Origin of the sequence: Streptomyces sp. NPDC090127 (assembly GCF_044746945.1) — a bacterium.
GTDB lineage: Bacteria > Actinomycetota > Actinomycetes > Streptomycetales > Streptomycetaceae > Streptomyces.
The window spans coordinates 677,197-690,129 of sequence record NZ_JBIVDE010000005.1 but is presented as its reverse complement, the minus strand read 5'-3'; the positions used below and the strand labels follow the sequence as shown (position 1 = coordinate 690,129).

Genomic DNA, 12,933 nt, shown 5'->3' with positions numbered 1-12,933 from the left:
CGGCCGGGACCCCCGCGCGGGCACGGGAAGGCCCCGGCACACCTGGTGTGCCGGGGCTTCGTCGCACGTACGGGCCGGGAGCCCTGCCCCGCGTCGGACGGCGCGGGGCCGCCGTCAGACCGTCTCCGCGACCTTCGCCTGCTCGCCGTCCCCCGCCCCGTCCGGCTTCTTCTCCGGTCCGGCGCCGCGCAGGGCGACCTCCTTGACCAGGAAGGCCAGGACGAAGCCGACGACCGCGATCGCCGCGCCGACCAGGAAGGCGGAGTGCGTACCGGCGGCCACCGCGTGCTGGTACGCCTCGCGCAGCGCCTCCGGCAGCTTCGCCAGGGAGGCCGCGTCGAGCTGGGCGGACTGCTGGGTCAGCTCCGAGCCGCCGCGCGACGCCATCTCGTCCTGGACGCGGCTGGTGAAGAGCGCGCCCATGATCGCGACACCGAAGGAGGAGCCGAGGGTCCGGAACAGGGTGGTCGAGGAGGACGCCACGCCCATGTCCTTCATCTCGACGCTGTTCTGCGCGACGAGCATCGTGATCTGCATCAGGAAGCCCATGCCGGCGCCGAGCACCGCCATGTAGATCCCGGAGGTGATGCGCGAGGTGTCGGTGTCCATCTGCGCGAGCAGGAAGAGGCCGATCACCATCAGCGCCGTACCGATGATCGGGAAGATCTTGTACTTGCCGCTGGTGGTGGTGATCCGGCCCGAGACCAGCGAGACGACCATCATCGCCAGCAGCATCGGCAGCAGCAGCAGTCCGGAGTTGGTCGCCGAGGCGCCCTGCACGGACTGCTGGAAGAGCGGCAGGAAGAGGACCGCACCGAACATCACGAAGCCGGTGAGGAAGCCGATCACCGACATGAGGGTGAAGTTGCGGCTGCGGAAGATGTGCAGCGGGACGACCGGGTCGTTCGCGCGGGTCTCGGCCCAGAGGAAGGCGGCGAGCGCGGCGACACCGAGGACGGAGAGGCCGACGATGGTCGCGGAGCCCCAGGCGTACTCCGTACCGCCCCAGGTGGTGACGAGGACGATCGCGGTGATGCCGACGGTCAGCAGACCGGCGCCGAGGAAGTCGATCCGGGTGGAGCGGTCGCGCTTCTTCTTCGGCAGGTGGAGGACGGCGGTGACCATCGCCAGGGCGACGGCGCCGAGCGGCAGGTTGATGTAGAAGGACCAGCGCCAGCCCCAGTGGTCGGTGATGGTGCCGCCGACCAGCGGTCCGCCGATCATGGCGAGGGCCATCACGCCGGCCATCATGCCCTGGTACCTGCCCCGCTCGCGGGGCGGTATCAGGTCACCGATGATCGCCATGACGCCGACCATCAGACCACCGGCGCCCAGACCCTGGACCGCGCGGAAGCCGATGAGCTGACCCATGTCCTGGGCCATGCCGCTGAGCGCCGAGCCGATCAGGAAGATCACGATCGAGGTGAGGAAGACGCCCTTGCGGCCGAACATGTCGCCGAGCTTGCCCCAGATGGGCGTGGAGGCGGCGGTGGCCAGGGTGTAGGCGGTGACGACCCAGGAAAGGTGGGCCAGGCCGCCGAGCTCGCCCACGATCGTCGGCATCGCGGTGCCGATGATCATGTTGTCGAGCATCGCGAGCAGCATCGCGATCATCAGGGCGAGGAGGACGACGCGGACGCTGCGCGGCTGCTCCGCCTCCTCGGCCGGCTGCGGTGATGGTGTCGTGGTGGTCATGTCCTACTCGTCCCCTGGTCTCCCGGTAGCCGACCGGGTCACTTACTTGCCGCCCGGCTAGTTACTACACTGGGGGACGGTAGACGCGTAACTAGCCGGGCGTCAAGTAAGTAAGAGTGTGTGGGAGCGAGCAGACCATGGCCAGAGGCAACACCCGCCAGCGCATCCAGGACGTGGCTCTCGAACTCTTCGCCGAGCAGGGGTACGAGAAGACCTCGCTGCGCGAGATCGCGGAACGGCTCGACGTCACGAAGGCGGCGCTGTACTACCACTTCAAGACCAAGGAAGACATCCTGATCGGGCTCTTCCAGGACCTCACCCGCCCCATGGACGAGCTGATCGCCTGGGGGCAGACCCAGCCGCGCACCCTGGAGACCCGCCAGGAGGCACTGCGCCGTTACCAGCGGGCGCTGCTGGACGCGGCCCCGCTGTACAGGTTCATGCAGGAGAACCAGGCCACCGTGCGTGAGCTCAGCATCGGCCTGACGTTCAAGGAGCGCATGCTCGAGGTGACGGAGCTGGTGCAGGAGCCGGACTTCGCGATGGCCGACCGGGTGCGCTGCGTCAGCGCGATCTTCACGCTGCACGCCGGGACGTTCTTCATGCAGAACGTCGAGGGCGACCTCGAGGAGAAGCACGAAGCCGTCCTCGAGGTCGCCCTCGATCTGCTTGCCCAGGCGCATCACGCGCCGTAGCGGTGGTGACCGTGGCTACGGTCAGATGGTGACGCCCACCGAGCGCAGGAACGCGGCCGGGTTGAGGGCGGAGCCGTAGTTCGGGGTCGTACGGATCTCGAAGTGCAGGTGCGGGCCGGACGAGTTGCCGGTGTTGCCGGACAGGGCGATCTTCTGGCCGGCGCCGACCTTCTGACCGATGTGCACGTTGATCTTCGACAGGTGCGCGTACTGCGAGTACTTGCCGTTGGCGTGCTTGACGACGATGGCGTTGCCGTACGCGGGGCCGTCGCCGCCGCCGTTCGGGCCGGCCTTCACGACGGTGCCGGCGCCGGCGGCCTTGACCGGGGTGCCGGTCGGGACGGCGAAGTCCTGGCCGGAGTGCTTGTGGGCCCACATGGCGCCGCCCTGGTTGAAGCTGGCGCTCAGGGTGTAGCCGCCGACCGGCTTGACCCAGGAGGGGGCCTTCTTGGCGGCGACCGGGGCGGCCTTGATCTTGACGACCTTGGTGGCGGCCGCCTTCTTCGCGGCGGCGGCCTGCTGGGCGGCCAGCTTGGCGGTGGCGGCGTGCGCCTGGGCATCGGCCTGCGCGGCGACGGCAGCGGACGCACCGGTCGCGGCAGACGCGATGGTGGCCTTGCCCTCGGCGGCGAAGGCGGACCCTGCGCCGGCCACCAGCGAGACTCCCAGACCCGCGGTGGCGAGGGCGACGGCGGTGACTCGGGCGGCGGGGTTCATAACGCGCTTCGACATACGGGGGAAAACCTCCGGACAGAACGGGACCCGCCGCAGGCAGTGCGCCGGGCGGGCTGTTGCTCATCCTTGGTAACCCAGCCCCCCATCCGGGGTAAAACCCCCCATCTACGACATTGCGTCGTAGTGATGGGCCGGGAAGTTCAGCCCTTGACGACCCTTAAACCCCCATCACGAAATCGGACATAGAGGGACAGAAGAACCGGGTTATCCGCACGCCGACCCGCATGAAACGGACCTACAGGCCACTTCCCGCACGGTTCGGGACCCATCAGGGCCAAAGCCCCCCACCCGGAGACCTGAACGTCCCGAAGTGACACCAAACGGCAGCACTATTCCGGTTAGTACCCCTTGAAACGCCTGTGCGCCTTGTCACGGAGCCCGCCTCCCGAATGGGACCTGGGTCACGCGACCAGACCCTTCTGGATCACGTCCCGCACTAGGCTGACGCCGTCGAGAACCACAGGGGGGACACCTATGGACCCGTCACTCGTGGCCACCCGCCTCGCCTCCTCGGCGGCGGCCCCACTGCTGAAGAAACTCCTGGTCAGCGACGCGCCAGGGGCGGGCCTCACGGGCTCCGCCCGGCGCATCCGGCTCTCCGGGCTCGTCTCCTTCCGCGGCGAGAAGCGCACCCTGACCGAGAAGGACGTCCGCAAGCTCGCCGCCACCCTCGTCGAGCGGGCCGCGGACGGCCCCGGCGAGCGGCCCTTCCCCGCCGACGAGACCGTGGCACTGGCCGACGCGCTGGCCGCCGCCCTGCTCGCCCTGGGCGACCTGGAGATGGACGACGTCCAGGCCGTCCACCTCGGTCCCACGGCCCTCGCCCGCGCCCTGCGGGCGAAGGCCCCGGCCCCGGACGGCCTGTCGACGGACTCCACCCACTCCCTCGGCTCGCTCACCCAGTGGGCCTGCGTCCACATCCTCGAGTTCTTCACCCAGCGGTCCTCCTTCGTGCCCCGGACGCTGGTCGAGCAGACCAGGGGCCAGGCGGAGCTGACCGCCAAGGTCGACGAGGTCATCCGCCGCACGCCCCGGGTGGACGCCCGGGACGCGGAGTTCGAGCGGCGGTACCTCGCGTACGTGGCGCGGAAGCACGGCAGCCTCACGATCTACGGCGTGGACCTGGAGGGCGCGCCGGAGAAGTGGCCGCTGGACGTGGCGTATCTGTCGCTGGAGGCGACGGCGACGGACTTCGTCCTGGAGGCCGAGACGCCGAGGTGGCCGACTCGCCCGAGCGAAGAGGGCACGTTCCACCTGGCTGGAACAGGGGACGCCTTCACCGGTGCCCTGGCGGCGTCCCACGCAGTCCCGCCCGGGGGCGTCCCGTACACGTGGGTGGTGGGCGAGCGTCCCCAGGACCTCGGCGGCCCCGCCGACCAGGCCCTCGCCCAGCAGGACAAGGTGCTGCTGCGCGGACTCGCCGGCTCCGGCAAGACCACGCTCGTCCAGTGGCTGGCCGTCTCGGCGACCCGCGAGGACCTCGTCGACGACATGGCGTACCTCCACGACCGGATCCCGTTCGTCCTCCCCCTGCGCAGCCTCACCCGCCACGGCGAGCGGCTCCCCAGCCCCGACCGCTTCCTCTCGGCCGTCGGTTGCCCGCTCCCCGCCCCCGACGGCTGGGCGGACCGGGTCCTCGCGGCCGGGCGCGGCCTGGTGCTCGTCGACGGCATCGACGAGATCCCGGAGGCCGAGCGCGAGGGGGCCCGCCGCTGGCTCCGCGACCTCCTCGACAGCTACGACGGCAACCGCTGGCTCGTGACCTCGCGCCCCACCGCCGTACGCGACGACTGGCTGGCGTCCGACGGCTTCACCGAGCTCACCCTCGCCCCGATGTCCACCGCCGAGGTCACCACCTTCGTCCGCCGCTGGCACCGGGCGGCCGGACCGGAGGCGGCACGGTACGAGCAGCCCCTCCTCGACGCGCTCCGCACCACCTCCGACGTCGCCCAGCTCGCCACCAACCCCCTGATGTGCGGCCTGATCTGCGCCCTGCACCGCAGCCGCCGGGGATTCCTGCCGCGCGCCCGGAAGGCGCTGTACGACGCGGCGCTGTCGATGCTCCTCACCCGACGGGACCGCGAGCGGGACATGGGGACGCCGTACGGGATCGAGCTGGGCGAGGCTCCGCAGATCCAGCTGATCCAGCGGATCGCGTACTGGCTGACCCTCAACGGCCGTACGACGATCGACCGTTCGCACGCGGAGTCGGTGGTACGGGAGGCGGCGCCGGCCGTCACGGAGGCGGCCGGGTACGACCCCGGAGCGGTCTTCACCCACCTGCTCCACCGCAGCGGCCTGCTGCGCGAACCGACCGAGGAGACGGTCGACTTCGTGCACCGCACCTTCCAGGACTACCTGGCGGCGAAGGCGCTCGTGGACCGCTGGGACATCGGCGTCCTGGTCCGGCACGCGGCGGACGACCAGTGGGAGGACGTCATCCGCATGGCCGTCGGCCACGCGCGCCCGCGTGAATGCGCGGAGATCTTCGGGGAGTTGCTGCGCGCGGTCGACGCGGCGCCGGACCGCCGTACACGGCTGCGGATCCTGGTGGTGGCGGCGGCTGCGCTGGAGCAGGCGACGGAGGTGGCGCCGGAGATCCGTGAGCGGATCCTGGCCCGGACAGCGGCGGTCATCCCGCCGAGCGGCGCGGAGGAGGCCCGGGAGCTGGCGTCGGTGGGGCGGGCGGTCCTGGACCTGCTGCCGGGGCCGGAGGGGCTGGACGACGAGGCGGCGCTGCACGCGGTCATCACGGCGACCCACATCGCGGACGACGCCACCCTGCCGTACCTCGCGCGGTTCACCGGGCACCCCTCGCTCAGGGTGCAGTCCCAGCTGATGTGGGGCTGGTCCCGGTTCGACGCCGCGGTGTACGCCGAGGAGATCATCACCCGGCTCGACACCTCGCGGATCAACTTCACCGTGACCTCCGACGCCCAGGCGGCCGAGATCGTCCGCCGCGGGCTGCGCCCCGAGGGCCTCGAACTGCGCGGCCGCCTCACCCCCAGGGGTGTGGAGCTGCTGGGCGATGCGCTGGGCGCTGCACGGACCCTCGGCGTGCACGGGGCGATCGGCCGGCTCCTCGGCTCCTTCCCCCTCGGCGATCAGGTGGAGACGCTCGTCCTCGGGACCTGTCCGGAAGAGGGATTCGACGCCCTGCGCCCCCTGACGGCTCTCCGGGAGCTCGCGGTCACCCGGGCTCTCGCCCTGACCGCGGGGGACTGGCGCGCGCTGGCGAGCCTCGGTCGGCTCACCGCGCTCTCCCTGCCCGATGTGGCCGTGGAGAGCCTGCCGGAGACCCTGCGGCTGCCGGTCACGCTGCTGGACCTGGACTGCGATGGGGTTTCCGCCCCGCTGGAGGCGATCGCCCGCGCCTTCCCGGCGCTGGAGCAGCTCGGCCTCTGGGGCTTCGAGGAGGTCCATCTCCACGACCTCACGCCCCTGGCCTCGCTGACGAGGCTGTCCTGCGTCTCCGCCCCCGGCGCGACGCTCACCGGCACCGAGCACCTCTCCCCCACCGTCGAGCTCCGCACATGAGACTCCGCACATGAGGCTCCGCACATGAGAAAGGGGCGACCCCGGACTCTGTCGAGTCCGGGGCCGCCCCTGTCATCCGGTCGGGACGCCTACGCGTCCTTCGAGAGGTTCGGGCCCGCTCCGCCCGTCGCCTGCTCGATCGGCGGGACGTCCGGCAGGGCCGACTTCTCCTCGCCGCGGAAGGTGAACTTCTTCTCCTCACCCTCGCCCTCGGTGTCCACGACCACGATGTGGCCGGGACGCAGCTCGCCGAAGAGGATCTTCTCGGAGAGCGAGTCCTCGACCTCGCGCTGGATCGTCCGGCGCAGCGGCCGGGCGCCCATCACCGGGTCGTAACCCTTCTTGGCGAGCAGCTCCTTCGCGGACTGGGAGAGCTCGAGGCCCATGTCCCGGTCCTTCAGGCGCTCGTCCACCCGGCTGATCATCAGGTCGACGATCTGGAGGATGTCGGCCTCGGTGAGCTGCGGGAAGACGATGACGTCGTCCACACGGTTCAGGAACTCCGGGCGGAAGTGCTGCTTCAGCTCGTCGCTGACCTTCGCCTTCATCCGCTCGTAGTTGGACTTCGTGTCGCCCTGGGCCGCGAAGCCCAGGTTGAAGCCCTTCGAGATGTCCCGGGTCCCGAGGTTGGTCGTCATGATGATGACCGTGTTCTTGAAGTCCACGACCCGGCCCTGGGAGTCGGTCAGGCGACCGTCCTCCAGGATCTGGAGAAGGGAATTGAAGATATCGGGGTGGGCCTTCTCGACCTCGTCGAAGAGGACGACGGAGAACGGCTTGCGGCGCACCTTCTCGGTGAGCTGGCCGCCCTCTTCGTACCCCACGTATCCGGGCGGGGAACCGAAGAGACGGGAAACCGTGTGCTTCTCGCTGAACTCCGACATGTCGAGCGAGATCATCGCGTCCTCGTCGCCGAAGAGGAATTCGGCGAGCGCCTTGGACAGCTCGGTCTTACCGACACCGGACGGGCCGGCGAAGATGAACGAGCCACCGGGACGCTTCGGGTCCTTCAGACCGGCTCGCGTACGACGGATCGCCCGCGAGAGGCCGATGACGGCGTCCTTCTGGCCGATGACGCGCTTGTGGAGCTCGTCCTCCATGCGGAGCAGACGCGAGGACTCCTCCTCGGTCAGCTTGAAGACCGGGATGCCGGTGGCGGTCGCGAGGACCTCGGCGATCAGCTCGCCGTCGACCTCGGCGACGACGTCCATGTCGCCGGCCTTCCACTCCTTCTCCCGCTTGGCCTTCGCCGCCAGCAGCTGCTTCTCCTTGTCGCGGAGAGACGCCGCCTTCTCGAAGTCCTGGGAGTCGATCGCGGACTCCTTGTCCCGACGGACGCCGGCGATCTTCTCGTCGAACTCGCGGAGGTCCGGCGGCGCGGTCATCCGGCGGATGCGCATCCGGGAGCCGGCCTCGTCGATCAGGTCGATCGCCTTGTCCGGCAGGAAGCGGTCCGAGATGTACCGGTCGGCCAGGGTCGCGGCCTGGACGAGGGCCTCGTCCGTGATGGAGACCCGGTGGTGGGCCTCGTAACGGTCGCGCAGACCCTTGAGGATCTCGATCGTGTGCGGCAGCGACGGCTCCGCGACCTGGATGGGCTGGAAGCGGCGCTCGAGCGCGGCGTCCTTCTCCAGGTACTTGCGGTACTCGTCCAGCGTGGTCGCACCGATGGTCTGGAGCTCACCGCGGGCCAGCATCGGCTTGAGGATGCTGGCGGCGTCGATCGCGCCCTCGGCGGCACCCGCACCCACGAGGGTGTGGAGCTCGTCGATGAACAGGATGATGTCGCCGCGGGTACGGATCTCCTTGAGGACCTTCTTCAGGCGCTCCTCGAAGTCACCGCGGTAGCGGGAGCCGGCGACGAGCGCGCCGAGGTCCAGGGTGTAGAGGTGCTTGTCCTTGAGGGTCTCGGGCACCTCGCCCTTGACGATGGCCTGCGCGAGGCCCTCGACGACGGCGGTCTTGCCGACGCCGGGCTCGCCGATGAGAACCGGGTTGTTCTTCGTACGGCGGGACAGCACCTGCATGACCCGCTCGATCTCCTTCTCGCGCCCGATGACCGGGTCGAGCTTGGATTCGCGGGCCGCCTGGGTGAGGTTGCGGCCGAACTGGTCGAGGACCAGGGACGTCGAGGGGGTGCCCTCGGCAGGACCGCCGGCCGTGGCGGCTTCCTTGCCCTGGTAGCCGGAGAGCAGCTGGATGACCTGCTGCCGCACCCGGTTGAGATCGGCACCCAGCTTCACGAGGACCTGGGCGGCGACGCCCTCGCCCTCGCGGATCAGGCCGAGCAGGATGTGCTCCGTGCCGATGTAGTTGTGGCCGAGCTGGAGGGCCTCGCGGAGCGACAGCTCCAGGACCTTCTTGGCACGCGGGGTGAAGGGGATGTGGCCGGACGGGGCCTGCTGCCCCTGCCCGATGATCTCCTCAACCTGCTGGCGGACCGCCTCGAGCGAAATCCCGAGGCTCTCCAGGGCCTTAGCGGCGACACCCTCACCCTCATGGATAAGGCCCAGGAGGATGTGCTCGGTGCCGATGTAGTTGTGGTTGAGCATCCGGGCTTCTTCCTGAGCCAGGACGACAACCCGCCGCGCGCGGTCGGTGAACCTCTCGAACATCGTTAATCGCTCCTCAGAGCGGTCAGTCAGTTAGGGGTCGATCCCCTCCCTGTCCTTCCGCAGCTTAGTCCCGCAAGCGGGGACCGCTCATTCCAACTGCCGACATCCGTCCGGATCACCCCCTTGTCCCTGGGGAGACCTGCTGCCGAACAGCCGACAAATGCTCCAACTCGATGGTGCGAGACGATGTTCCCGCAGGCCAAGCAGTTACCCCCGCCTCCAGTACGCCGATGGCGAACGTGAGACGCGAATCCCCGCGAGTCGTACCTCCTCACTAGGAATGTCTTACCCGCAGGCACGGACACTCCATGCGGCACACCCCGGTTCCCTCCGCTACGGGCGAACATCCTTGCGCTGCCGAATGCACCCGCACGCCCCCCGCGCGGACACGGACCGCAGTCGGGCGAGGACACAGCGTGAGATCCGGGGCGCCCGGCGTAACCAAGGGGACCTCGGGGGCGTTGCCCGGTCATGTCCTTCCTCGCGCCGCGCGTGCCGCCGCCCCGCTCGCCGCTCGACGGTGATCCCGTGCGGTGGTACGAGGAGCGGCTCGGGTGGGCGACGGTGGCTGGCCCGCCGGTGGCACTGGTGACGGGGCTGCGCTTCGACGTCCTGGAGCTGTCCGCCGAGGCGGGCAGGGCTGTACTGCGCAGGACGGGCGCGGGCGGCACCGGGCCGGTGGCCCTTGCGGGGCGGCGGATGCGGCTACTGGTGGCCGCGGGGAGCGCGGAGGAGCTGCCGGGGCTGCTCGACTGGCTGGAGTGGGGCGGGATCTCGCTGGATCTCACCGCGCTGGGCGCCGGCAGCCGGATGGCCGCTCCCGTTCCCCCAGGATGGAGCGGTTCCGGCGCGCCGGGCGCCGCCGTGTGGCTGCGCGCCCCCGAGCCCGGCCGGGCGGTGGAAGCCTCCCTGCCGGCCCTGCGGCCCGCCGCGCGGGCCGACGCGGCCGGCCCCTGCCTCGTACGGCTCGTGGCGGCCGCCGCGGCGGAATGCCACCGCGTACGGCTGCTGAACGCTCAGCAGCCGGCCCGTCAGCGGTTCGCGTCCTCGTAGGCGGACTTGATTTCCGCCGGGACACGGCCGCGGTCGTTCACGTTGTAGCCGTTCTCCTTGGCCCACGCGCGAATCTTCGCGGTGTCCGGACCGGCACCGGGGGCGACGCGACCCTTGCCGCGCGTACCGGCGGTGCGGCCACCGGTGCGCCGACCGCTCTTGGTGTACGGCTCGAGCAGGCCGCGGAGCTTCTCCGCGTTGGCGGTGGTGAGGTCGATCTCGTAAGTCTTGCCGTCCAGCGCGAACGTCACGGTCTCGTCCGCCTCGACACCGTCGAGGTCGTCGACAAGAAGGACCTGAACCTTCTGTGCCACCGGATTTCCTTTCATCGAAAATGCAGTACGCGGAAAGGAAACCGCTTTTCCCTGAAAAACACAAACCCCTGGGAGAGGTTCAGAAGCCTGGCAACGCGGGAAACGTGCGCGATTCGGACATAGAGGTTCCGTGCGGGTTCCGAAGGGGGTTCCGGTGCTGCTTCCGCGCGGGTTCGGAGCGGGTTCGGAGGGGGTTCGGAGCGGGTTCAGAACGATCGTTACGGTCAGAGGTGCAGAAGCATCCGACTGTTGCCCAAGGTGTTCGGCTTCACTCGTTCGAGACCGAGGAACTCGGCGACACCCTCGTCATAGGAACGCAGGAGCTCGCTGTACACATCTCCGTCGACCGGAGTCTCACCGATCTCCACGAACCCGTGCTTCGCGAAGAAGTCGACTTCGAAGGTCAGGCAGAATACCCGGCGCACCCCGAGCCAACGGGCGGTGTCCAGCAACTTGTCGAGCACGTGATGTCCGACGCCCGCGCCCTTGAACTCGGGATCCACCGCGAGAGTACGCACTTCGGCGAGGTCTTCCCACATCACATGGAGTGCGCCGCAGCCGACCACGACGGCGTCCTCGTCGCGTTCGGCGACCCAGAACTCCTGGATGTCCTCGTAAAGCGTCACGGTGGCTTTGTCGAGCAGGATGCCCCGGCCGACGTAGGGGTCGACAAGGCGGCGCACCGCGGCGACATCAGCGGTGCGGGCGCGGCGAACGGTGACGGCTTTCGAAGCGGCGGAGGACGGCATGGGGGGACGTTATCGCCCGGTGTCGCCGGTTCCGTCGGCGCCCTCGCCGAGGGTCTCCGGCTGGCCGGCCGCGGCGCCCGCCGATGTGGTCGCGGCGGCTTGCTCCGCAGGTGGGGTGGGGGGCTCGGGGGCGTTGTACCCGACGATTCGGATCGCGTCGTTGAGCGCCTCGCGCTGCTCGCTGGACATCATGCCGAAGAACGCGACGAGGGCGGCCGCGGGGTTGTCGCTCTGCGCCCAGGCTTCGTTCATCAGTGCGGCCGAGTAGGCGGCCCGGGTGGAGACCGCTGTATATCGATAGGCACGCCCGTCGACTTCCCTGCGTACCCAGCCCTTCTGATGGAGATTGTCCATTACGGTCATGACGGTCGTGTAGGCGATGGAGCGTTCCTGCTGGAGATCCTCCAGGACTTCCCGGACGGTCACCGGGCGGTTCCATTGCCAGACGCGTGTCATGACGGCGTCTTCCAGCTCTCCCAATTGGCGGGGCACACCGCCACCATAGTCCGCGAAGCGGGAATGGCCGACTATTGACGGGGAAACGCAACAAAAAGGACGTACGACCTGAAAGCGGTCGTACGTCCTTCGGTGCGAGCGGGCCGGTCCGGCTACGAGGCCGCGCCGTCCGCCTGGCGGGTGGCCTCGGCGCGGGCGAGGGCGGCGTCCACGGCCGCGTCCTCCTTGGCCTTGTTGGGGCCGCCCTGGCTCTTCACGATCGTGACGACGAGCGCGGTGAAGAACACGGCCATCACGACGGGGGGCAGGAGCGCGGATACGTAGTCCATGCCGTCCAGAGTAGCTATCCGGCGGCGCGTTCCTCGGGTGGGGGCGGGGGTACGGGGCGGCGGCGCGGCGGGAACACCTCGGAGGGCTTGGGCGCCGGCCGCTTCGCGGGGGCGGGGCTCTTCGGGGTGGCCGGCTGCTTGGGCTGGTCGGCGACGCGACCACCGGGCAGGGCGAGCAGCCGGACGCGGGGCGCCGGGGTCACCGGCAGCGCCGGCGCGGGCAGCGCGAGCACGGCCGGCGCGGGCAGCGTCGCCTGGCAGACGCGGGCGAGGCGGGCGCGCACGGACCGTTCGGCGAGGACCTGGCAGCGCTCCAGGAGGGCGGCGGCCCGGGGGTTGGCCCGTAGGGCGCGCAGGGCGGCGAGGTCGTCGGCGCCGGGGTCGTACCCCGCGCCGAGGGCGTCCCGGAGGAGTTCCAGATAGCCGGTGAGCGAGCCGGGCAGGGCCTCGCGGTACCGGGTCAGGTCGGCGAGGAGGAACGCCCGGAGCCGGCCTGCCTCGCGGACGGTGTCGTCCACGGATTCGGCGAGGCGCAGACAGTCCTGGACGTCCTCGTCCTGAAGGGGGGCGGGGTTGAGGGCGGTGGCAAGGGCGCGTCGGAGCACACGCAGCTCGTCCGCGCTGAACGCCATGCCGCCACGGGATCCGTATGGCGTGGGCATGAGGTGACGATACGCGCTAATCGGACAAATTTCGTTTACCGATCATCCCCGGGCGCGGCGCACCCGGGGACGGCCGTGCGGCCGCCGTGAGCG

At 70.0% G+C, this 12,933-nt stretch carries 11 protein-coding genes; 3 read left to right on the top strand and 8 right to left on the bottom strand.

Features of this window, described 5'->3' with window-relative positions; all coding sequences use genetic code 11:
* Window positions 1-114 precede the first annotated feature (114 nt).
* Window positions 115-1,695 carry an MDR family MFS transporter gene (locus ACIPPS_RS21975; RefSeq protein WP_401434532.1) on the bottom strand — a complete coding sequence of 527 codons (1,581 nt, stop codon included), beginning with the start codon at window positions 1,693-1,695 and terminating at the stop codon, window positions 115-117.
* A gap of 137 nt (window positions 1,696-1,832) precedes the next feature.
* Between ACIPPS_RS21975 and ACIPPS_RS21970 the strand changes: the two genes are divergently transcribed.
* Window positions 1,833-2,390 carry a TetR/AcrR family transcriptional regulator gene (locus ACIPPS_RS21970; RefSeq protein WP_401434529.1) on the top strand — a complete coding sequence of 186 codons (558 nt, stop codon included), beginning with the start codon at window positions 1,833-1,835 and terminating at the stop codon, window positions 2,388-2,390.
* A gap of 21 nt (window positions 2,391-2,411) precedes the next feature.
* On the opposite strand, the gene ACIPPS_RS21965 is transcribed toward ACIPPS_RS21970, so the two are convergent.
* Window positions 2,412-3,122, bottom strand: a complete 711-nt coding sequence (locus ACIPPS_RS21965) for a M23 family metallopeptidase (protein ID WP_401434526.1) — start codon at window positions 3,120-3,122, stop codon at window positions 2,412-2,414.
* 477 nt (window positions 3,123-3,599) lie between these two features.
* Between ACIPPS_RS21965 and ACIPPS_RS21960 the strand changes: the two genes are divergently transcribed.
* Window positions 3,600-6,662, top strand: coding sequence for an NACHT domain-containing protein (locus ACIPPS_RS21960; RefSeq protein WP_401434523.1), 3,063 nt, complete (start codon window positions 3,600-3,602; stop codon window positions 6,660-6,662).
* 89 nt (window positions 6,663-6,751) lie between these two features.
* Here ACIPPS_RS21960 and ACIPPS_RS21955 read toward each other — a convergent pair whose 3' ends face one another.
* Window positions 6,752-9,277 (bottom strand): ATP-dependent Clp protease ATP-binding subunit, encoded by a 2,526-nt coding sequence (locus tag ACIPPS_RS21955; protein WP_401434520.1) that lies wholly within the window; start codon window positions 9,275-9,277, stop codon window positions 6,752-6,754.
* Between the two features lie 471 nt (window positions 9,278-9,748).
* On the opposite strand from ACIPPS_RS21955, the gene ACIPPS_RS21950 reads away from it, so the two are divergent.
* Complete coding sequence (locus ACIPPS_RS21950; protein WP_401434517.1) at window positions 9,749-10,330, top strand: SCO3374 family protein; 582 nt, start codon at window positions 9,749-9,751, stop codon at window positions 10,328-10,330.
* Here ACIPPS_RS21950 and ACIPPS_RS21945 read toward each other — a convergent pair.
* The 5 genes from ACIPPS_RS21945 to ACIPPS_RS21925 form a co-directional block, all read right to left on the bottom strand.
* Window positions 10,309-10,644: an Lsr2 family protein gene (locus ACIPPS_RS21945; protein WP_315892591.1), complete on the bottom strand. Its 336-nt coding sequence runs from the start codon at window positions 10,642-10,644 to the stop codon at window positions 10,309-10,311. The genes ACIPPS_RS21950 and ACIPPS_RS21945 overlap by 22 nt on opposite strands.
* Window positions 10,645-10,868: 224 nt before the next feature.
* The gene (locus ACIPPS_RS21940; RefSeq protein WP_401434513.1) at window positions 10,869-11,393 is read right to left on the bottom strand and encodes an amino-acid N-acetyltransferase; all 525 of its coding nucleotides are present in this window, start codon (window positions 11,391-11,393) and stop codon (window positions 10,869-10,871) included.
* A 9-nt stretch (window positions 11,394-11,402) separates the two neighbouring features.
* Window positions 11,403-11,885 carry a BlaI/MecI/CopY family transcriptional regulator gene (locus ACIPPS_RS21935; protein WP_401434511.1) on the bottom strand — a complete coding sequence of 161 codons (483 nt, stop codon included), beginning with the start codon at window positions 11,883-11,885 and terminating at the stop codon, window positions 11,403-11,405.
* Between the two features lie 116 nt (window positions 11,886-12,001).
* Window positions 12,002-12,178, bottom strand: a complete 177-nt coding sequence (locus ACIPPS_RS21930; protein WP_362414199.1) for a hypothetical protein — start codon at window positions 12,176-12,178, stop codon at window positions 12,002-12,004.
* 14 nt (window positions 12,179-12,192) lie between these two features.
* Window positions 12,193-12,810 carry a hypothetical protein gene (locus ACIPPS_RS21925; protein WP_401434684.1) on the bottom strand — a complete coding sequence of 206 codons (618 nt, stop codon included), beginning with the start codon at window positions 12,808-12,810 and terminating at the stop codon, window positions 12,193-12,195.
* Between the last annotated feature and the right edge of the window lie 123 nt (window positions 12,811-12,933).